General features: G+C 44.2%; 19 protein-coding genes. 13 read left to right on the forward strand and 6 right to left on the reverse strand.

The annotated features are described in order from the left end of the window. Window positions 1-120 precede the first annotated feature (120 nt). From MHI38_RS02075 to MHI38_RS02090, 4 genes are all read left to right on the forward strand, one after another. The gene (locus MHI38_RS02075) at window positions 121-2,079 is read left to right on the forward strand and encodes a beta-glucoside-specific PTS transporter subunit IIABC (protein WP_154888987.1); all 1,959 of its coding nucleotides are present in this window, start codon (window positions 121-123) and stop codon (window positions 2,077-2,079) included. Between the two features lie 271 nt (window positions 2,080-2,350). Then, window positions 2,351-3,817 (forward strand): glycoside hydrolase family 1 protein, encoded by a 1,467-nt coding sequence (locus MHI38_RS02080; protein ID WP_154888985.1) that lies wholly within the window; start codon window positions 2,351-2,353, stop codon window positions 3,815-3,817. A gap of 171 nt (window positions 3,818-3,988) precedes the next feature. Next, window positions 3,989-4,291 (forward strand): ArsR/SmtB family transcription factor, encoded by a 303-nt coding sequence (locus MHI38_RS02085; protein ID WP_154888983.1) that lies wholly within the window; start codon window positions 3,989-3,991, stop codon window positions 4,289-4,291. Window positions 4,292-4,433: 142 nt separating this feature from the next. Next, complete coding sequence (locus MHI38_RS02090) at window positions 4,434-5,603, forward strand: MFS transporter (RefSeq protein WP_154985424.1); 1,170 nt, start codon at window positions 4,434-4,436, stop codon at window positions 5,601-5,603. A gap of 10 nt (window positions 5,604-5,613) precedes the next feature. Here the strand turns inward: MHI38_RS02090 and arr are convergent, their stop codons facing one another. Beyond that, window positions 5,614-6,030 carry an NAD(+)--rifampin ADP-ribosyltransferase gene (gene arr / locus MHI38_RS02095; protein ID WP_154888981.1) on the reverse strand — a complete coding sequence of 139 codons (417 nt, stop codon included), beginning with the start codon at window positions 6,028-6,030 and terminating at the stop codon, window positions 5,614-5,616. Between the two features lie 249 nt (window positions 6,031-6,279). Next, window positions 6,280-7,164 carry a LysR family transcriptional regulator gene (locus MHI38_RS02100; RefSeq protein ID WP_154888978.1) on the reverse strand — a complete coding sequence of 295 codons (885 nt, stop codon included), beginning with the start codon at window positions 7,162-7,164 and terminating at the stop codon, window positions 6,280-6,282. A 165-nt stretch (window positions 7,165-7,329) separates the two neighbouring features. Here MHI38_RS02100 and MHI38_RS02105 point away from each other — a divergent pair, with 165 nt between their 5' ends. Then, a complete protein-coding gene (locus MHI38_RS02105) occupies window positions 7,330-8,076 on the forward strand; it encodes an acetoacetate decarboxylase (RefSeq protein ID WP_154888976.1) in 747 nt (248 codons plus the stop codon). Window positions 8,077-8,089: 13 nt separating this feature from the next. After that, window positions 8,090-9,127, forward strand: a complete 1,038-nt coding sequence (locus MHI38_RS02110; protein WP_154888974.1) for a 2-dehydropantoate 2-reductase — start codon at window positions 8,090-8,092, stop codon at window positions 9,125-9,127. Between the two features lie 172 nt (window positions 9,128-9,299). Here MHI38_RS02110 and MHI38_RS02115 read toward each other — a convergent pair whose 3' ends face one another. Continuing rightward, window positions 9,300-9,947, reverse strand: coding sequence for a TetR/AcrR family transcriptional regulator (locus MHI38_RS02115; RefSeq protein ID WP_341180884.1), 648 nt, complete (start codon window positions 9,945-9,947; stop codon window positions 9,300-9,302). Further along, on the reverse strand, window positions 9,934-11,136 hold the full coding sequence (locus MHI38_RS02120) for an MFS transporter (RefSeq protein WP_154888970.1): 1,203 nt from the start codon (window positions 11,134-11,136) through the stop codon (window positions 9,934-9,936). The genes MHI38_RS02115 and MHI38_RS02120 overlap by 14 nt, the downstream gene beginning before the upstream one ends. A gap of 136 nt (window positions 11,137-11,272) precedes the next feature. Here MHI38_RS02120 and MHI38_RS02125 point away from each other — a divergent pair, with 136 nt between their 5' ends. The 6 genes from MHI38_RS02125 (at window position 11,273) to MHI38_RS02150 (ending at window position 17,866) form a co-directional block, all read left to right on the forward strand. Beyond that, window positions 11,273-12,013, forward strand: a complete 741-nt coding sequence (locus MHI38_RS02125) for a class I SAM-dependent methyltransferase (protein ID WP_261769265.1) — start codon at window positions 11,273-11,275, stop codon at window positions 12,011-12,013. 73 nt (window positions 12,014-12,086) lie between these two features. Next, a complete protein-coding gene (locus MHI38_RS02130) occupies window positions 12,087-12,272 on the forward strand; it encodes a hypothetical protein (RefSeq protein ID WP_090916079.1) in 186 nt (61 codons plus the stop codon). A 199-nt stretch (window positions 12,273-12,471) separates the two neighbouring features. Further along, window positions 12,472-13,173, forward strand: coding sequence for a response regulator transcription factor (locus MHI38_RS02135; protein WP_154888968.1), 702 nt, complete (start codon window positions 12,472-12,474; stop codon window positions 13,171-13,173). Beyond that, on the forward strand, window positions 13,173-14,417 hold the full coding sequence (locus MHI38_RS02140) for a HAMP domain-containing sensor histidine kinase (RefSeq protein ID WP_341180885.1): 1,245 nt from the start codon (window positions 13,173-13,175) through the stop codon (window positions 14,415-14,417). The genes MHI38_RS02135 and MHI38_RS02140 overlap by 1 nt, the downstream gene beginning before the upstream one ends. A 112-nt stretch (window positions 14,418-14,529) precedes the next feature. After that, entirely contained in the window at window positions 14,530-15,222 is a 693-nt protein-coding gene (locus tag MHI38_RS02145) for an ABC transporter ATP-binding protein (RefSeq protein WP_341180886.1), read from the forward strand. Then, window positions 15,215-17,866, forward strand: a complete 2,652-nt coding sequence (locus MHI38_RS02150) for an ABC transporter permease (RefSeq protein WP_154888962.1) — start codon at window positions 15,215-15,217, stop codon at window positions 17,864-17,866. Before MHI38_RS02145 ends, MHI38_RS02150 begins: the two co-directional genes overlap by 8 nt. Before the next feature lie 56 nt (window positions 17,867-17,922). On the opposite strand, the gene MHI38_RS02155 is transcribed toward MHI38_RS02150, so the two are convergent. Then, window positions 17,923-18,540, reverse strand: coding sequence for a TetR/AcrR family transcriptional regulator (locus MHI38_RS02155; RefSeq protein ID WP_154888959.1), 618 nt, complete (start codon window positions 18,538-18,540; stop codon window positions 17,923-17,925). Window positions 18,541-18,677: 137 nt separating this feature from the next. On the opposite strand from MHI38_RS02155, the gene MHI38_RS02160 reads away from it, so the two are divergent. Then, window positions 18,678-19,445 (forward strand): alpha/beta hydrolase, encoded by a 768-nt coding sequence (locus MHI38_RS02160; RefSeq protein WP_154888957.1) that lies wholly within the window; start codon window positions 18,678-18,680, stop codon window positions 19,443-19,445. 100 nt (window positions 19,446-19,545) lie between these two features. On the opposite strand, the gene MHI38_RS02165 is transcribed toward MHI38_RS02160, so the two are convergent. Continuing rightward, on the reverse strand, window positions 19,546-19,803 hold the full coding sequence (locus MHI38_RS02165; protein WP_090916093.1) for a GlsB/YeaQ/YmgE family stress response membrane protein: 258 nt from the start codon (window positions 19,801-19,803) through the stop codon (window positions 19,546-19,548). Between the last annotated feature and the right edge of the window lie 118 nt (window positions 19,804-19,921).

Raw genomic sequence — 19,921 nt, forward strand, 5'->3', positions numbered from 1 at the left:
GTTAATTGAATATGGAGTGTTACTGATTCGATCAGGCACCACCAAATGTTTCCGATTCCGCTTCAGTAGCGGGGCGGGTTTACATTTGGTTTTTTTTTCGCCAAAAAAGGAGGAAGCAGCATGAATCACCGGGAGTTGTCCAAAGAGATCATCCGATTAACAGGAGGGCAGGAAAATATTACGCAAGCCTGGCATTGTATCACTCGATTGCGCTTTAATGTACGTGATGAAAAGAAAGTGCAGCTTGAACAGATTCGCGCACTGGATGGTGTTCTTGGGGCACAGTTCCAAAACGATCAGTTCCAGGTTGTAATTGGCAACAAAGTTGCAGCCGTCTATGAAGAGCTGGAGGATCAGTTGAAACAAGCTGGTGCAACGGAGAGAGAAGCAGAACCGCCGCGTTCAAGAGGTCTTAATGCCGTACTGGACACGATCTCGGGTATTTTCACCCCCATTCTTCCAGCCATAGTAGGTACCGGGATGCTGAAGGGCATTCTCGCATTATTTGTTACACTTGGGGCCATTCAAGAGACTAGCGGTGAGTATCAGATTTTGGCGTCCATAGCCAATGCGGCCTTTTATTTCTTGCCATTACTACTCGCTGTATCGTCTGCGCGGAAGTTTAAAGTGAATGAATATATCGCCTTGACCCTTGCAGGTACACTATTATATCCAACCATTTTGAATGCTTATCTTGAAAATCATCTGGAGCCGATTCGTTTTCTATCTCTGCCGGTATCGATCGTGAATTACACCCAGTCTGTCATTCCGATTATTCTCGGAGTGTGGCTTCTCAGTTATGTACATCGCTGGGTAGATCGTTTCATTCCTGGTCCGGTTAAAGTCATTTTCACCTCAATGATCGTGCTGGTGATTACCGTCCCGATTCTGTTAATAGCCATCGGGCCGCTTGGTAATTTCATCGGCATCTATCTGGAGATCGGTACATCCTGGCTCTTTGCTCACTCGGGCCCATTAACAGGAATCGTGCTGGGCGGACTTATGCCAGTGATCGTTATGACGGGTATGCATTATGCATTTTTCCCGGGAACATTACAGAATTTGAGCAAACTCGGTTACGACGTGCTGTTACTGCCGCTTAACCTTGTAGCCAATATGAGTCAAGCTGGTGCCGTAATGGCGGTATTCCTCAAAACTAAAAACAAATCGATGAAATCGATTGCTTTATCCAGCGGTATATCTGCTTTTCTGGGCATCACAGAGCCTGCAATCTATGGAGTAACGTTGAAGTTGAAAAAACCGTTCTATGCTTCGATCATCGGTGGAGCAGCCGGCGGTGGATTTATTACAGCGGTAGGGTTAAAATGTTTCGGTTTTGCCGTTCCGGGTCTGCTGTCGTTGCCTTTATACATTGGTCCAAATGGGGGGATGGCGAATTTCTGGTACGCGCTCATCGGTGTAGGTATCAGCTTCGTAGTTTCGTTTACAGTGACCTTATTGCTTAAGTGGGATGAACCGATTACGCAGCAACCTGCTGGGGCAAGTTCGTCAGCAATAGCTCCAACAACAGCATCGGAATCAGCAAAACGATCAGGAACAACAAATCAGTCTAATCAAATACCTGCAACACCGCCTGTGACCGTTCATTCGATCGAGGAAAAGAAAGGTGAAATATTCAGCCCGCTTACCGGTGAACTGGTCTCACTCAAAGAACTGCCTGATCCTACGTTTGCAGAGGAAATGACGGGAAAAGGAATTGCTATCTTTCCAAAAGAAGGCCGTGTAACCGCACCATTTGACGGAACGGTCACAATGATCGCGAAAAGCAAACATGCCATCATGCTGACTTCCTCCAGCGGAATCGACATTCTCATTCATGTTGGACTTAACACGGTGTCCCTGAAAGGCAAGTTTTTTGAAGAGAAGGTTGTTATCGGACAACGAGTGAACAAGGGTGATTTATTGCTGGAATTTGATATCAAGAGCATTCAAGCCGCTGGTATTGATCTGACCACCCCGGTCATTGTAGCCAACACGCCAGATTATCTTGACGTAGTACCCGTTCAGGTGAAGGGGGTGGTTCCAATGAATGAATTACTGCTACTCACCGTTCGTTAAGCTTATTACTAAACGAATGAAGGATTTCTATTTTACCGAGTTATAGAATTTAACGATATATTTACACAAAAACGGAGAGGACAGAAATAACCAGAAAAAGCAACGCGATCGCCTAAAAGCTTTCTGTAAGAAAGCTGCTTCGGAAGCATATGCTTATCACCATATTTCTCAACTAAAAAATAATTCAAAAAAATCTGGGGATAACAGCGATGGGAAGGTTAATCTGTCATTGAAGTGGCACGTGTAAATAAAAAATAGGAGAGAAACCATCATGACACAAACGACAAAACACACTTTTCCTAAAGGCTTCCTATGGGGCGGTGCTACCGCTGCCAATCAGCTGGAAGGCGCATTTGATGCTGACGGCAAAGGACTTTCTACCTCTGACATGGCACCTTATGTTCCCCATGAGGAGCGAAATGGCAAAGATTTTACGTTCGACGTCAATTCCGTGGAATTGGAGCAATATTTGAGCGGCAACAGTGACGTGTATTTCCCGAAACGGAATGGAGTAGATTTCTACCACCGCTACAAAGAAGATATCGCTTTGTTTGCGGAGATGGGCTTCAAAGTATTCCGCCTTTCCATTGCTTGGCCGCGAATTTTTCCGACAGGAGAAGAAGCCGTTCCGAACGAAGCAGGGCTTGCTTTCTATGATAAAGTGTTCGACGAACTGTTGAAATACGGCATTGAGCCGTTGGTTACGATCTCTCACTATGAGATGCCGATTGAGTTAACCCGCAAATATAATGGCTGGGAAAGCCGCGAGATGATTGATTTGTATTTAAAATTTGCGAACACACTGTTTGACCGTTACAAAGATAAAGTGAAATACTGGATTACCTTCAATGAGATGAATATGATGCTAACCAGTCTGTATACAGGTGGCGGCATTTTGGAAGATAAAATCAAGGGCACACCGGAACAGGTAGCCTATCAAGCAACACATCATCAGTTTGTGGCAAGTGCGCTGGCTGTAAAAAGCGGCAAAGAGAAAATGCCTAATGCCCAAATCGGCTGTATGATCTGCCGTCTGGAGACATACGCTGCATCCAGCAAACCGGAAGATGCGCTGCAAACCATGAAGGAAGATCAGATGAACCTGTTCTATCCGGAAGTACAGGCGCGTGGAGAGTACCCGTCCTATATGCAAAGATATTTTAAAGAGCAAGGCATTGAACTGGTGAAAGAGCCTGAAGATGATGCGATTATTCGCGACAATACAGTGGACTTCATTGCATTCAGTTATTACATGACGTATATCGGAAAATACGACCCGAATGACAACAGCAACTCCGGTATGCTGGTAAGTCAGATCAAAAACCCGCATCTGAAAGCCACCGAATGGGGATGGCCAATCGATCCAATCGGTCTTCGCATCGCACTGAACCGGTTGTATGACCGCTACCGGATGCCGCTCTTTATCGTAGAGAACGGGCTCGGCGCTACGGACACGCTCGAAGAGGATGGATCTGTACATGATCCTTATCGTATTGATTACCTGCGTAGCCACATCGAGCAGATGAAAGAAGCGGTAGCTGACGGTGTGGAACTGATGGGATTCACCAGCTGGGGACCGATTGATATTATCAGCTGCTCCACATCCGAGATGGGTAAACGTTATGGCTTTATCTATGTTGATCAAGACAACGCGGGTAATGGTTCGCTGGATAGAACACGCAAAGACTCATTCTATTGGTACAAACAAGTGATTGAGTCCAATGGAGAGATTCTTTAATAAAATGTAATTAGGACTCGTCATTCTTATCTCTAATTTTTTCACATATATAAGAAGGTTGCCTCATCAGGCAATCTTCTTATATTTCATTTCACGCCCCTGAAGCCTAACACAAAAGATCATTAATCATTTTAAATTGACATATCGCAAAAGATCGATATAATGATGATTATGAATCCAATTGAAATTTTGAAAGCTGTCTCGAATGAATCCAGATTTCAGATCTTACAATGGCTCAAAGAACCAAACGAGCATTTCAAACCCCATGAAGGAGTGGATATGAACGAAATAGGGGTATGTGTAAGTCAAATCACCGACAAACTCAACATGACACAGTCGACCGCCTCCCAGTATCTTACGATATTGCAGCGAGCAGGGCTGATCACGACCAAACGGATAGGCAAATTTACGTATTATCAGAGAGACGAGGAAGCGATAGCTGAATTTACTCGTTATATGATGAGTGATATGTAAGTTGCAACTGAGTTCTTACCAAGAATTCAGTTTTTCTTTAACTTTTCATATCGACAATTCACAATATGTCATTTTGTTGTTCATTATATCTACAAATTTAGATATAACAATTTATAAATTTATTGAGGAGTGGATTCAATTGATGTCATCCCATTCGAAAGTTTACATTTTAGCCATAGTCAGTTTTTTAGTCGGCACTTCCGAGTATGCTTTATCAGGTATTTTAGATAAGGTGGCCGCCTCTTTTGATGTCTCACTGGCTGCAGCAGGTCAGTTAATTACCATTTTTTCTTTGATCTACGCTCTTTGTACACCTATTCTAATGGCGCTCACCGCGAGTATGGACAGAAGAAAGTTAATCGTGATCAGTATGGGCATATTTGTTGTTTCTAATATCCTTGCCTTTGTACTTCCAGGATATGGACTCTTTGCAGCTGCTCGAGTCATGATGGCGATTGGAGCAGGAATTGTCGTAGTCACTGCTTTGAACATTGCCGCTAAAATTGCACCGTCAGGTAAACAAGCAAGTGCGATTGCTACAGTGGTTATGGGCTTCACAGCGTCATTAATCATTGGTGTTCCCCTTGGGCGAATTGCAGCTGACACTCTAGGTTGGAAATCCATGTTTGGAGGAATTGCCATTTTAGGCATTTTGGCTATAATCATTCTTTCTTTCGTCATTCCGCGTATTGAGGGGGACGCGCCTGTGCCGCTCAAGCAGCAGCTAAGTCTATTGAAAAACCCTAAAGTCGCATTAGGATTAGCGATCACTTTCTTCTGGCTGGGAGGATACTCAATCGCTTATACGTATCTCTCACCCTATTTGCTTCAAGTATCAGCATTAAATAACCAATATCTCAGTGGAGCTTTGCTTGTATTTGGTATAGCAAGCATGATTGGTTCCAAGCTTGGTGGCTTCAGTGCGGATCGGTGGGGAGTTCATCGCACATTATTCAGTGGATTTGCACTGCATATTCTCATGCTGATCCTGCTGTCCATTGTGACCCATACATTAGTGGGCGTAATGATCGTACTTTTGTTCTGGTCCTTTTCCGCCTGGTCCTCCGGTCCAACGCAGCAATATCATTTAACGACCATTGAACCGGAAGCTTCAGGAGTGATGCTAAGTCTTAATCAGTCCATGATGCAGCTTGCTATGGCAGCCGGTGCAGGTATGGGAGGAATCGCGATTGAAACGTTCTCTCTCTCATCGATAACCTGGATTGGTGCTGGTGGAATTGCTATCGCAATAATAGCATTAATCATCCTTAATAAAGTAAATGTAGCTACAAAAGTGAATGTTAATCATTGACTTCGATAAATTAATCGTAGATTACATTTTTACCTTCATCACTTAACTTTTTCAGAGATGAAGTCATATGATCAATTTCTGCATCCGTGTGTCGTTCCCATGAACCTAATTCAGCGACGATCTTTAGTGCGGATTTGGATCGATAGGATCGAGTCGGGTTTCCAGGGAACCGTTTATCCGTTACGTTGGGATCATTTTCGAAATCTCCTAAGGGTTCTACGATGTAAATTCGTTCTTTTGAATCAGATCGTGCTAATTCGGCACCCCATTTAGCAGCATTTAAGGTTCCGGTGAAGTAGATGTGATTCGACTTCTTGTCTTGATAATTGGATAAAAATTGCGGCTCTAATAAATCGCCAATGTTTAGTTCTGCTTTGGTACCGTGAAAAAAGGGACCCGGATCTAAGACTATTTTTTTGTCATCCATTACGGACACACCTCAACTTTTAGATTTGTATTTAGCAGTATAGTGCAGGCATCGGTGAAAAAACAGTCTGTTATTCTATTTTCATAAACGTTATAATTAGAGTAGAGGAAAGATACTGTCCCGTGGAACGGACCATAATTGTTTCAATTCAGCCGCTAATTTAGCGGCTTTTTTTGTTTTTAACACGAACAGCAGTCAGCCGAAGAGGCAAGGCTGCGTCAATCACCTGCCATCGAATCCTCATTCATATTACACCTTAAACATCGAGGCATTGGATGCGTAATACGAAATAATAAATTGTTGGAATTGTTCCAATGATGAAGAGAGGTTTCGATGTTTCATCCATGATAAGCTGATCGGATATACGGCGGCATCGTCAGCAATCGGCACATAGTGCAGTCCAAGATTACGACAGACAGAGACAGGCAGCAGTGCAACCCCACGATCCAGTCTGATGATCTCGACCAATGTATGAGAATCGACCTCGAATGCCAAATGAGGAACAAAACCTGCCCTTTCACACAGCATCAAGGTGAAACGTCGGTATTCATCGTTATTGGCGAGAGAAAGAAAAGGTTCACTCGCAGCGGCGTGTAATGAAATTTGCTTTTCACTGCCATAAGCATGATCAGCAGGCAAGACAAGCACAATGTCCTCCTCGACAAGCACGCGGCTGTCAATCTCCTCATCCTGAACCGGGTAGCCGGTGATCCCCAGATCCACAACTCCTTTTTTCAGCTGTGTAATAATGTCATTTCGACTTGCAATACCTTGATGAAGCTGTGAATCGGGGAAAACTTCGATATACTCACGTATCAAACCTGATAGAAATCTTGAATTGGAGATAGAGATCCGGATCAACCTCGACAGTTCATCCTCTTTTTCCGTAATGGCCAGCTTGGCATTCTCCAGCTCAACAAAAATGCGGTTCACATGTTTCAGCAAAATTTCTCCAGCGGCATTCAGCTCAATGTTTCTGCCTTTTCGATGAAAAAGGGGAGTACCCATTTCGTCCTCTAACCGCTTTATGGTGAGACTTAACGAAGGCTGAGCGATATTTAACTGAGCAGCAGCTTTGGAGATATGTTCTGTGTAGGCAACGGTTTGAAAATATTTCAATTGGAGAAGCTCCATTGGTATGCACTCCTTATTTATTTCAATAAATATATATAGTACTTATTATGTATTATATTAAATTTAAAGAAAGATGTAGACTTTATTTATAAGCAAATCAACAAATTCAAATCAACAGTTAAACCAATAATCTAATAACCCGATGCAAAGGCAGGTGTCTTTTTCATGAAAATCGATGTGAACAATATCGCCAAAAACCTGAACACGCCTTTAACAGCCCCGGCATATCCAATGCCACCGTATAAATTCGTGAATCGCGAGTACCTGAACATCATCTACCGAACGGATGAACAGGCTCTGCGGGCAGCTGTTCCTGAGCCATTGCAAATCACGGAATCCTTGGTGAAATTCGAAGTGATGTGGATGCCGGATGTTTCTGGACTTGGCGCATATACGGAAGCTGGACAGGTCATTCCCGTGCAGTTTAATGGGGAAGACGGGGATTATGTGCATTCGATGTACGTGGATAACTTTCCCGCCATTGCAAGTGGCCGAGAGTTAACCGCTTATCCCAAAAAGCTCGGTGCTCCCAAGCTGTACACAGACTCTGACACACTTGTCGGTACACTGGACTATGGATCACTGCGCGTAGCCACAGCAACGATGGGTTTCAAACATGTGGAGATGGACAAAGAGCTTGCGAAAAATGAAATCTGCCGTCCCAACTTTATGATCAAAATAGCTACGGATTATACCGGGAATCTGCGGATCTGCGACCTGATACGTACCCAGATTACCGACATCGAGGTGAAGGAAGCTTGGACAGGCCCGGCTCGGCTACAACTTTTTGAGCATGCGCTTGCGCCTTTGGCTGATTTACCAGTGCTTGAAGTCGTGTCTGCTTCACACATCCTGACAAACTTAACTTTGAATGCAGCACAGCCTGTATATAACTATCTGGAAGAAAAATAAGGAGGCAACACATATGAGAATTGCAATTGTAGGTGCAGGTTCACTTGGAACCATCGTTGGAGCTTATCTGGCAGATGGCGGAATGGACGTCGAGTTAATTGATGCATATCAGGAACACGTCGATGCACTTAATCAGACAGGAGCAAAAGTAACCGGAACGACCGAGTTTCAGGCCAAAGTTAAGGCAATCATCCCTGAACAAAAGTCAGGGCAATATGATCTTGTGCTGTTGTTAACGAAACAATTGTACAATGAGTCTGTATTGAAAGAATTACTTCCATATCTGCATGAAGACAGTGTTGTATGTTCTCTGCAAAACGGAATTCCCGAAGACAACGTGGCATCGATCGTTGGAGCTGAACGGGTTATCGCGGGTTCCGTTGAGTTTGGTGCTACATTCATGGAACCCGGCGTATCCAGTCTGACCACGGCGTATCCTCAATTCAAGCAGTACGCATTCCAGATCGGGGAATTGAATGGAGAGACAACCGAGCGAATTCAGCGTGTAAAAGAAGTACTTGATCTCGTTGGAGGTACACATATCTCGGATAATCTGGTAGGCACGAAATGGTCAAAACTGCTAATCAACAACGCTTTTAGCGGTTTATCTGCTGCACTGAACGGCACGTATGGAGATATTCTGGATCATGAAGCGGGCATTCGAAGTGCGGTTCATATCATTGACGAAACGATCAAGGTCGGACATGCGAACGGTGTTTCTTTTGTCACAATGAACGGATTCGATATGGCTTCATTGGAGCTACAGAGCGAAAAGGAAGTCCCCGCACGTATTGAAACGTTACGTCATGTAATGGAACCATCCAGACTGCTTAAGGCGAGCATGTTGCAGGATCTGGAGAAACAACGTAAAACGGAGATTCATTATATCAACGGCGTAGTTTCGAGCAAGGCTAAAGGTACCGGGATTTCAACACCGTATAATGATACGGTCGTTCAACTGGTCGAAGCCGCAGAAGAAGCACAGAACGTACCTGAGTTTGCAGCTAACATCCATACGTTTGAGCAGCTTTTGAATATGTCACAGGTGTAAAGCTTGAAGCTTGATGTAATCACAAATTCATAACACAAAACGCAAACAAAGAAGCCTTTCCTTCCGCATGAGTACAATGAACCATACGTGTGAGGGAGGGCTTCTTTTATTTTGTAAAATTTGGCTAAAAGGTCATTATTCCAACGGATTAATCTTGCTCCACGAATTGACTCTATCGGTTGTCCTCATTGCCTGCATAATGCAACAGCATATCAACCAACTGCTTTGTCATCTGATCATCCAGTTGGTGAAGTTCATGTGAGCGGTGTGTAAACATCTTCTGCAACATGCCCATCATCACCGTAAATATGAACTGCGCCAGCTTAAGCGGAGGGGTAGCATTGCGGATGCTGCCGTCGGCAACACCTGAGTTCAGTGCTTCAAGCAGGAAGTGATTCTCTTTACCGTTTTGGATAAACCGTTCATAAGTATCCTTCAATTCCGGCTGAAAATGAACTAGCTCATAATTGATATCAAATAATTGAATAAAACGAATATGGTCCGGATTTTCCTTAGCAAAAGAAACCCATGCGTTCAGCATCGCTGCAAGCTGTTCAAGGCCACTACCACTTGGGCTTGCAGCCTGTCCGACGTGCTGGGTCATGGTTTCAACCAACTGCATCTGAATGGTGAGCAGCAGCTCATCGATCGATTGAAAATGTTTATAGAAGGTCACTCGGCTTAGATTGGCTTCAGCACAAATGTCTTTGATTTTTACTTGAAGCAGACCGTGTTTCAGAAAAAGGTGCTTACCCGCTTCGATCAGTTCATCCCGATTCTGATTTTTTAACTGCTGATGCCAATTCTCATTCGCTTGCATATCGGTTTCCTTTCTTGGAGCGTTGTGCATTCGTTGTAAGTAATAATGCTGCCACTAACATAAAGGCACCAAAAATATACGGAAAGTTTACGTTTTTGTCAAACAGCAGACCGGCAACGAGCGGCCCGAAGACAGTACCTAAGCTGGAATACGTTGTATTCAAACCTGATGCATAACCTTGACGATCCCCGGCACTTTTGGATATCAGGGAGCTGACAGTTGGTCGCAGGAACGCATTAAATGCAAAATAAAGCGCTGATGCAAATAACAGAAATACTAGATTCACCTTAATTAACATGAGCAAGAGAGCAATCGGGGTCATGATTAAGGATAGACGGATGAGTTTGATTTCGCCCATTCGTTTCACAAAAAAGTCCAGTAACCAGATTTGGATCACGATACCGATAATCGCTCCCATTGTAATAATAATCGAGATGGTTGAAGCCGTGAAGCCATATTTGGTTTCCGCAAACAGCGAGAAGACCGTCTCATAACTCATCAGACCAAAGGTCATAACAAGGATAATCAGTAAGTATGCAAAGTAAGGAACTTTGAACGAGCTCCAAATTTGCTCGCCCATAGTGAACCCTTTTTTCTTCGCCGTCGGGAGCGTTCTTTTTTCAGGTGGAAGAGTCTCTGGCAAAAGAAGTGTAAGCAGTGCGGCAACCAAACCCAAACCGGAAGCGACGAAATACGGCATACGCACACCCATCTCAGCGATAAAACCGCCCAGACCTGGCCCAAGCACCATTCCCAGGTTCATCGATGCACCGAAATAACCCATCCCCTTGGCACGAGTCTCCGGAGTTGTAATATCGGCAACATAAGCCAGATTGGCCGGAACCATCAGACCTAGACTGATTCCCCCGATGAAACGAGCGATATAGAGCAGAGGCAGAGATGTCGATACCGCAAAAATAAGATCTGATACGACAACCAGAAACATGCCTGCCATAATCAGCTTTTTACGTCCGAAACGGTCAGCCCATTGTCCTCCCAGCGGAGAAAACAGAAACTGGGCTGCGCCAAAGGCCGCGACCAAAAATCCGGCAACGGTGCCCCCTGCATGAAACAGCTTGAGATACTCCGGTAAAATCGGAATCAGCATCCCTTGTCCGAGCAAAGCAATAAAAAGATTTAACATCAGAATGAACATCGGAAAGCGGGTGGATTGTATCATTGTACGCATACGTTTAAATTTCTCCTTCTCCATCATGTACGCATTTTATGGTTTACAAATAGTTAACCTTTACTCAATGTAAACTATTATAATGTGTTATAATTCCTGTTGTAAATACATTTTTGATGGAAAAGGGTGAGACATATTGATTGATCACAACAATCAGGAAGAGTACCGAGATCCAATGAACTATGATCTGGAATTTGGCGGTGAGACGGACAAATACGAATTTTTCCTTCAACTTGCCAAGAAAAATCCGGGACATGTGCTGGAGCTTGCTTGTGGAACAGGATTAGCCACACTTTATTTAGCCGAAAGAGGAGTTCCAATTAGCGGTGTAGATATCGTAGAGCCTATGCTCGCGTATGCGAGGGTCAAAGCGAAGGATCTACCGGTTGCTTTTATCGAAGCAGATGCGCGTACGTTTGAATCCGATCAGCGCTTCTCCATGATTTTTCTGACAGGAAATGCATTTCAGGCTTTTCTGAGCGATGAGGATCAGCAGGCATTGCTGCAAACGGCGTATAATCATTTGGAGCCTGGTGGCATATTCGCATTTGAGATGCGCAACCCGGATGGCAATGATTTATCGGATGAGGAAGAAGAACACTGGGGCACATTTGTCGATGTGGATGGTGTGACCGTCAATGTATCTGGTAACCAGGCATATGATGCCGAGAAACAGATCATGCACTGGACAACCGTTCGAAACTGGGGGCATCGTCAAACCACTTCACGCATTGCTTGCCGATTCACAGATGTGCAGACACTGCAGCAGTTGCTGGAAAAGCAAGGTTTTACCCTGGAGAACCAATATGCGAACTGGGATCAAACGCCGTTTCAACCCTCAAGCCCAATGGTAATTAGTGTATGTAGGAAAGGGTAAGAATGCATCGTAATGATTAAAATGATTGAAATGATGCATTGAAATTACATAAGTAGAAAGGGGAATGTTTGATATGACAACATCTAGAACTTGTAACGATTGCGGAGGTACATCCTTTGTGGAGGCAACCGACTTTATTAATTTGCGGCCTTTGGATAAAAAGATGTCGCTTGGTTCTGAACGTGTGTATACGATTTGTCTGAACTGCGGTGAGGTCGTTTCCATTAAGGTGAAAAACCCGGAGAAGTTGGTGAATTAAATCGTTTTCGGGAAAGAAGACAAAAGGAATCATGCACTTATAGTACGACTTGACCGTTTTATCATTTTCATCAGAGGCAACCGATATGTCGGTTGTCTTTTTTGCTTTTCCCACCTTGTATTTCAAATGTTACATTTAGTAGAATGATGAAGCACATACACTTGAATTTAAGAGGTTACGCTAGGATAGGGGTGCTACAATGAATCGCATTTTGCTTGTTGAAGATGATGAAAATTTTGTATTTGGAATAGAATATACGTTAACCAATGAAGGTTATGAGGTCATTCATGCCGGAACCTTGAAGGAAGCTCGCGATGCTCTTGTGCAACACGAGATAGAACTTATTTTGCTCGATATTAATTTGCCTGACGGAACGGGATATGAATTATGCAAGCAAATTCGTGTGGACTCAGAGGTGCCGATCATTTTTCTCACCGCGCTGGATGAAGAGATGAATGTGGTCGCGGGACTTGATCTGGGTGCTGACGATTATATGACCAAGCCGATTCGTACCAAGGAGCTGCTATCCAGAATCAAGGCTGTTTTACGGCGTCATTCTCGCCCTGAACAGCATTCGAATATATGGAAATCCGACGACTTTGAAGTTCGCGTGCTGGAAGGGGTTGTTTTCAAAAACAAAAAGGAAGTTCCGCTGACAACGCTGGAGTTCCGCCTGCTTCTCATGTTAATGTCCCATCCCAAACAGATATGCAGCAGGACATCAATCCTTGAGAAATTATGGGATGTCTCTGGTGAATTCATTGATGATAATACGTTGTCCGTACATATACGCAGATTAAGGGAAAAGGTGGAGGAAACACCTGCCGCGCCTAAGTATATTGTTACGATTCGTGGGGTTGGATACAAATGGAACGCCGAAACGACAGGAGCATACCGCTGATGGTTGAAGTCATCCGTAATCCAGAGTGGAAATCTGTGTTCACCAAGTTCATCCTTGTTCAATTAGGTTTGACTGTTATCATTTTTGTTGTGATGAACCTGCAAACACAAAGCATTAATGAAACGGTTGTGAACCAGCACGCGGCCTTTGTTGGACAAGTGTTAAGTAAGCAACCACAGCTCGAAGATCAGCTCATTCATACAATTACTCAAGGGACAGACCCGCAGGATCTTAAGCTAGGTAAACAAATATTGTCTCAATACGGATATACAAATCATATGAATATTCAGGATCAGCCTGCCCTATCGGGAACAGCATTACCTGCAAATACAGCATTGATCTTTTTCCTGTGCAGTATCCCGGTGTTGATGCTTTTATTTTGGGAGTATCGTAAGCTATTTTCAAGGATTCGCCGTGTCACACATGCAGCGGAGCAGGTGGTGGAAGGTCAATTCGATACCTCATTACCTGAGAATGCAGAGGGAGACTTCAGCGCGCTTGGCCATAGCTTTAACATGATGGCAAGCAGACTAAACCATAGTGTAGATCAGCTGAAGCAGGAGAAAACATTTCTCAGCGATCTGCTGACCGATATATCACATCAACTCAGAACACCGCTCGCATCCCTGCTCGTATTTAATGAAAATATGTTGCATGACCCACACATGAAAGAAGACGTCCGAGCCACTTTTCTGGAACGAAGCAAGCAACAGATCGAACGCATGGAATGGCTCATTATCAGCTTGTTGAAGCTGGCAAGAGTGGAAGCGGGAGCCATCGTTTTTCAACTGCAGAACATTAAACCCAAAGACATCATTGAATCAACGGTGCAGACCTTGCAACCCTTGGCGGAGCAGAAGAAACAGTCCATCATCGTTCAGGGTGGCGAGGGCATGTTGCTGCATGCAGATGAGGAATGGTTAACCGAAGCGATTATTAATTTGACGAAAAACGCGCTGGAGCACTCTCCCGTATCAGGAAAAGTTTACATTACCATGGAAGACGAAGGCTTGTTTCATTCGATTATCATCCGGGATGAGGGGGAAGGGATCGGGCCGGAACAGATCCCCCATGTGTTCACGCGATTTTACTTAGGCAGAAGCAATGCTAAACCTCACAGTACCGGGGTAGGTCTGTCCCTGACCAAGTCCATTATTGAAGGTTTGGGTGGAACGATCTCGGTATCAAGCGAGCCTGGAGAGGGAGCTGAATTCCGAATTACTTTTATGAAAACAGTGTATTGAGAGGAAGCTTACAATAACGTAAGCTTTCTCTTCACTTTAACGTAAGCTTCCGAGCCTATAATAACCATATGAATACAACAATTGTTCACAGCTCATGAAGGAGGCACATTCTTTGGAAATTTTAAAAACGCGTGATTTATGTAAAACATACGGAAGTAACGACGCCAAGGTTGATGCATTGAAAGAGATTAATTTAACGGTTCAACAAGGTGAATTTGTCGCTATTGTTGGTGCGAGCGGTTCGGGGAAAAGTTCGTTACTTCATCTACTTGGAGGTGTAGATCGCCCAACCAGTGGACAAGTCCATATTGATGGGACAGACCTGTATTCTCTGAACGAAACGGATTTAGCCATTTTCAGAAGACGAAAGATCGGATTCATTTTCCAGGCGTATAACCTGATTCCTGTTCTAAGCGCAGAAGAAAATATTAAACTGCCTATGCTACTAGACCATCGTCAAGCCGATGAAGACTATGCAGACGAACTAATGAACGTACTCGGTCTAAAAGACAGAAAGCATCATCTCCCTAACCAGCTATCAGGTGGACAGCAACAGCGCACAGCCATTGGACGAGCCTTGATTAACAAACCTTCGATCATACTAGCTGACGAACCAACGGGGAATCTCGATAGCAAAAACAGTAAAGAAATTGTAGATTTGCTCACCTATTCGGTTCGAAAGTACAATCAAACCTTGATTATGATTACACATGATTCCGATGTAGCCCGGAGAGCCGATCGTATTGTGAACATTAAAGACGGGGTTCTTTTCGATCAGCAATCTGGGGGCGAGCATCATGCGTAAGTATACAGGGCTCACGGAGAAGTATTTACTTGGCCAGAAAAAAAGATCCATTCTCACCATTGTGGGCATCATTCTATCGGTAACACTTCTTACCGCTGTCGGCACACTAGCAATGAGTTATCAGGACAAACTGGTACGTCAGACAATTCAAGATTATGGAGATTATGAGGTGTCCTTCAATGGGGTTCCTGGCAAAGACGTACCTCGTATCGTAAACCAGGCCGCCATAGGCAGTGCAGGAGTCATTCATCGTATTGGTTATGCCATCATAAGTTCCACGAGTGAAAAGGAGCAAAAGGAAAATCCATTTGCTGCGCCGTATCGTTATCTGAATGTGAAGGGATACAACGCGCAAGCCATGTCCAAGCTTCAAGTTCAGTTGGAGAGTGGACGCCTGCCGCAAAAACCTGATGAAATCATCCTGTCATCCTGGAGCCTGAATACGTTCGCTTCAAAACCTGCGATTGGTGATAAGATTACGCTGGACCTGGGAGATCGGGTCGAAGCTTCCACCGGAAAGGTGAAGAGCGTGAGCTCCATTGGTGATTATGGGTGGAATCTGGATGAAAAATTCAAACCGCGTATGAAACAGCAATATACTGTTGTCGGGGTGATGAAAACAGCCAAAAATGTAACGTGGTCATCCACTTTTATCTATTCAGCGATTACGTATGATGATCATCAAAAAATCGATCCGTCTCAGAATTTTTTTATCTATGCGACCATGAAATCGATGGACAATATAAAGGAGAAGAGCGAGGCCATTCTGTCTTCATTGGGTTTAGGGAAGGTGGATCAAGGTTCTGCTCAGGAGCTGAACCGGGAAAATGTGTTAAAGGATATACGCATTGAATATAACAATGAATTGCTCAAACTGTTTGGCAAGAGCACCTATGCCAACGTTAACCAAAGCTCAATGTATGCATTTGCAGCTATTGTTCTAATCATCATGGGATGCACAAGCGCGGTAATTTACAATACGTTTCATATATCAGTGCTTGAACGCATCTCTCAGTTTGGCATGCTGCGCTGTATCGGTGCAACACCAGCCCAGATTCGCAGGATCGTATTCAAGGAAGCGACTGCGCTTAGTCTAATTGCCATTCCAATCGGTTTATTTACAGGAACCATTCTAATGAAAGTTTTATTCTATAACATCAGTATGCTGACATTAGGCTTCTTGAACGACATGCACATGATTATTTCAGTGCCTATTTTACTTGCGGCAGCTGGTTTAGGACTGATTGTTGTCTATGTGTCAGCGCTGGGTCCAGCCAAGCTGGCCTCCAGCGTTTCACCGCTTGAAGCCCTGAAAACCTCAGGCAGCACGGTGGTAGAGCATGGAGATTTCAAGCGCTTGTCTTTTGCAGGTAGCAAATGGCTAGGGTTTGAAGGCCGGTTTGCCAGCCGAAATATTCGGCGGAACCGAAAGAGATTTCGCATTACGGCTTTTTCGATGATTATCAGCATTGTCATGTATATTGTGTTTAGTGGCTTGGTGAACATTCTGAGTACGACTTCTACATCGGGTATCAATTATTCTTACTCCTTGGACTATCAGGGTATGAGTAAACGTATCCCCAATTCGGTATATAACAAGCTGGCTACACTTGACGGAGTTAAAGAGGCGTATTCGTTCTACAACCACCAGCTTCAAGCGATCATTCCGAAAGAGAAAATAAATCCGGATTACTACCAGCAGCAGAAAGAAATGTACACGGTTGAACAGGAAAACGGGTATCGGATGGGTAACAACTTTCTGACATCTTACGGTATAAACGGACTTCAGGAACTTCGTCCCAAACTCACCTCCGGAAGTATTGATGCGAGCGAAATGAACGATGAAAATGGTGTCATTGTTATCCAGAAAATCAGCATGATCACCGACAAAGGAACCAATGTGATCATTGATCAAACCCGTTTCAAGGTAGGGGATAAAATTAAGGTTCGGTCAATGGGTGACAAGCAGGCATACAAAACCGTTACTGTTGTCGGAACCGCAGATCAAGCCCCTCTCTCTGGTAAATACACCGAAAGTGCTGTTATTCAAATGATTACGACACCGAAGGTGATTGAAAACATTACGGGTGATAACGCGTATGACAGAATATTCATTCAAGCGAGTCCTGAGACAGATAACGGGGCAATTGTGGGTTATTTCAAAAGCCTTGTTCAGCAGGATGCAGGGTATAACTATCGCGATCGGGTAGAGGAGATGAAACAAGCCCGTAACGATGCGCTGACGCTAAATATATTCCTGTACGGTTTTATAGGAGTCATTGCAGCCATTGCGTTTCTGAATATTTTGAATACGGTAAGTACGAATCTTATTCTGCGGACGAAGGAGTTCGCCGTATTAAAAGCGATTGGTATGACGCAAAAGGAAATTCGTAAGATGGTTTTGCTTGAGGGTGTGTTCTATGGCGTATTTGCAGCTGTGTACGGAAGTCTTCTCGGTACAGGTTTGAGCTATGGTGTGTCCTATCTGATGAGGAATGCGGTGCAGATCGAATGGGTTATGCCTTGGAGTAGCATTCTGATTGGCAGTTTGGGTGCTATCATAGCCACACTCATAGCCTCATACTGGCCGCTTAGACGTCTTGAACGAATCCAGATTACAGATGGTTTGCGCGGGGAAAATTAATGCGTCAAAAAGCTCGGTTGTTCGCTTTAGAACGAACAACCGAGCTTTTTGACGTTTTAAGTGGTCGTTACTCCTTTAAGAAAAACACGTACAATTTTCTCCGCCATGACATGATGAGACTCATATTTTTGCTGATCATGCGCCCGGTTCCCCATCAACATTAGAGTCGAAAAAGCCTCAGCCAAGAAAAGCGGATCTTCTTCACGAAAGATTTTCTCATCCATGGCTTTTTTAAAATGCGAGGCTAGTACGTCATGAATCTGATGTTCTGCTTCACGAATGGCATGAATCTGTTCTTCCTCCAGAAAAGGCTCCGCTTCACGCATCATCATTTCAATCTCACCATGCGGATTAGCAAGACGAGCTTCCGCTAATCGGATTAATCCGTCTCGTAAATGTTCAGCCTCATCCAGCATATGCGCCGTAATTTTTCTAACGTTCTGCAACATCGTTGTCATGGCTGCCACGAATAGATCCGCTTTGCCCGCGAAATGATAATATATGGTTGGTTTGGATACGCCGCATTTCTTCCCAATCTGCTGAAGGGTAACCATCTCGTAGCCAAATTCTTTAAATAGGGTAGATGCCGTATAGATAATGGTTTGTTGCATGGAAATGTCATTGTCCGTCTGCTTGGGTCTTCCGCGCAAACGTTTAGGTACTTGCTCTAGCATAGATTCGTACACACTCCTTCCACAATATTTTATGTCAAATCATAAATATAAGCAAAGAAGCTTGTAATTTTACTTACCAGTAAATATAATTAGTTCTGTAATTAAAAATGATACGTTTAAAGGTGGGCAACGAAGTTATGGCAAAGACAACAGTGCGTAAGAGCAGATGGAAGAAAATAACGATATGGATTAGTGTAATTATTATTGCCCTGGTAGCAGGGGTGTTTGCGTACCTGGCATCTGTCACATACAGCCCTTCGGAACAAGCGGAAGTGGCAATGAAAAGTCATGATCGGGTCGTTGTTAGTGAAGTGAAGAACGGTTATCAATTTGAACCTAAAGGGCAGGACATCACACAGCCTAATGTTGTGTTTTATCCCGGAGGTTTAGTGGAGCCGGCAAGTTATGCGCCTATGGCACGAGCACTAGCGGAGCAAGGACATCGTGTGTATATTACGAAGATGCCGCTGAACTTGGCGATGTTCGGGGAAAACCGGGCGGATTCGTTTCTCGCGGAACATGCGGGTGAAAGCTTTGTTATTGGTGGACACTCCCTAGGAGGTGTATTCGCTTCAAGATATGCTGCGGCGCACACAGCTCAGATCAAAGGTGTCTTTTACCTAGCTTCTTATGCAGATGATGGCGGGAGACTGGACGGAACCAACTTGTCCGCACTGCAAATTACGGGAAGCAATGATGGTGTTCTGAACTGGGAATCGTGGGAAAAAGCGAAGTCCAATCTTCCGAATGACACGACATATGTAAGCATAGAAGGCGGCAACCATGGTCAATTTGGCTCCTACGGAATGCAGAAGGGAGACAACGCACCTAAGATCACAGAACAGGAGCAGCTTAAGCAGGTTGTTCAGGCATTGGAAGAATGGATGAAATCAATAAAACCATAGATAAAATAAAAAAGACCGAAGTTTTCATCTGCAAACGATGAATGCTGTCGGTCTTTTTATGATTTTCTATTGAACAACGGGAGTGATTTCCACTTCTTGGTTAACGTCTACGGAAGGCTCCGCCGCGTGCCAGAGCAAAAAAGAGGAGCAGGGCAATGATTGAGCCAACGATCGCCGGAATGATATGAAACCCGCCAATCACCGGTCCCCTTGGTCCAAGCAATTCGGTTCCTAACCAGGAACCGATAAAACCCGCAACAATGTTCCCAATTACACCGCCCGGTACGTCCCGCCCAATCAAGTTGCCACTTAACCAGCCAATAAGTCCACCAACAATAAGTACCCAGAGCAGATCCATGGTTTGTTCTCCTTTCTTCGGGTTTATTACAAGTTATGTTGGGTTCAGTGGAATATACCTCATCTTATATTGGTGGAGTACTGCAAATGCTCTGTGCTAAGATGAGGGTACTTATGAT

The sequence above is a fragment of the Paenibacillus sp. FSL K6-1558 genome (assembly GCF_038002565.1).
GTDB classification, from domain to species: Bacteria; Bacillota; Bacilli; order Paenibacillales; family Paenibacillaceae; genus Paenibacillus; species Paenibacillus polysaccharolyticus.

Coding starts and splice junctions, on each gene's coding strand:
- MHI38_RS02075 (WP_154888987.1), top strand. CDS start 121: ATGAATCACCGGGAGTTGTCCAAAGAGATCATCCGATTAACAGGAGGG.
- MHI38_RS02080 (WP_154888985.1), top strand. CDS start 2,351: ATGACACAAACGACAAAACACACTTTTCCTAAAGGCTTCCTATGGGGC.
- MHI38_RS02085 (WP_154888983.1), top strand. CDS start 3,989: ATGAATCCAATTGAAATTTTGAAAGCTGTCTCGAATGAATCCAGATTT.
- MHI38_RS02090 (WP_154985424.1), top strand. CDS start 4,434: ATGTCATCCCATTCGAAAGTTTACATTTTAGCCATAGTCAGTTTTTTA.
- arr (WP_154888981.1), bottom strand. CDS start 6,030: ATGGATGACAAAAAAATAGTCTTAGATCCGGGTCCCTTTTTTCACGGT.
- MHI38_RS02100 (WP_154888978.1), bottom strand. CDS start 7,164: ATGGAGCTTCTCCAATTGAAATATTTTCAAACCGTTGCCTACACAGAA.
- MHI38_RS02105 (WP_154888976.1), top strand. CDS start 7,330: ATGAAAATCGATGTGAACAATATCGCCAAAAACCTGAACACGCCTTTA.
- MHI38_RS02110 (WP_154888974.1), top strand. CDS start 8,090: ATGAGAATTGCAATTGTAGGTGCAGGTTCACTTGGAACCATCGTTGGA.
- MHI38_RS02115 (WP_341180884.1), bottom strand. CDS start 9,947: ATGCAAGCGAATGAGAATTGGCATCAGCAGTTAAAAAATCAGAATCGG.
- MHI38_RS02120 (WP_154888970.1), bottom strand. CDS start 11,136: ATGCGTACAATGATACAATCCACCCGCTTTCCGATGTTCATTCTGATG.
- MHI38_RS02130 (WP_090916079.1), top strand. CDS start 12,087: ATGACAACATCTAGAACTTGTAACGATTGCGGAGGTACATCCTTTGTG.
- MHI38_RS02135 (WP_154888968.1), top strand. CDS start 12,472: ATGAATCGCATTTTGCTTGTTGAAGATGATGAAAATTTTGTATTTGGA.
- MHI38_RS02140 (WP_341180885.1), top strand. CDS start 13,173: ATGGTTGAAGTCATCCGTAATCCAGAGTGGAAATCTGTGTTCACCAAG.
- MHI38_RS02150 (WP_154888962.1), top strand. CDS start 15,215: ATGCGTAAGTATACAGGGCTCACGGAGAAGTATTTACTTGGCCAGAAA.
- MHI38_RS02155 (WP_154888959.1), bottom strand. CDS start 18,540: ATGCTAGAGCAAGTACCTAAACGTTTGCGCGGAAGACCCAAGCAGACG.
- MHI38_RS02160 (WP_154888957.1), top strand. CDS start 18,678: ATGGCAAAGACAACAGTGCGTAAGAGCAGATGGAAGAAAATAACGATA.
- MHI38_RS02165 (WP_090916093.1), bottom strand. CDS start 19,803: ATGGATCTGCTCTGGGTACTTATTGTTGGTGGACTTATTGGCTGGTTA.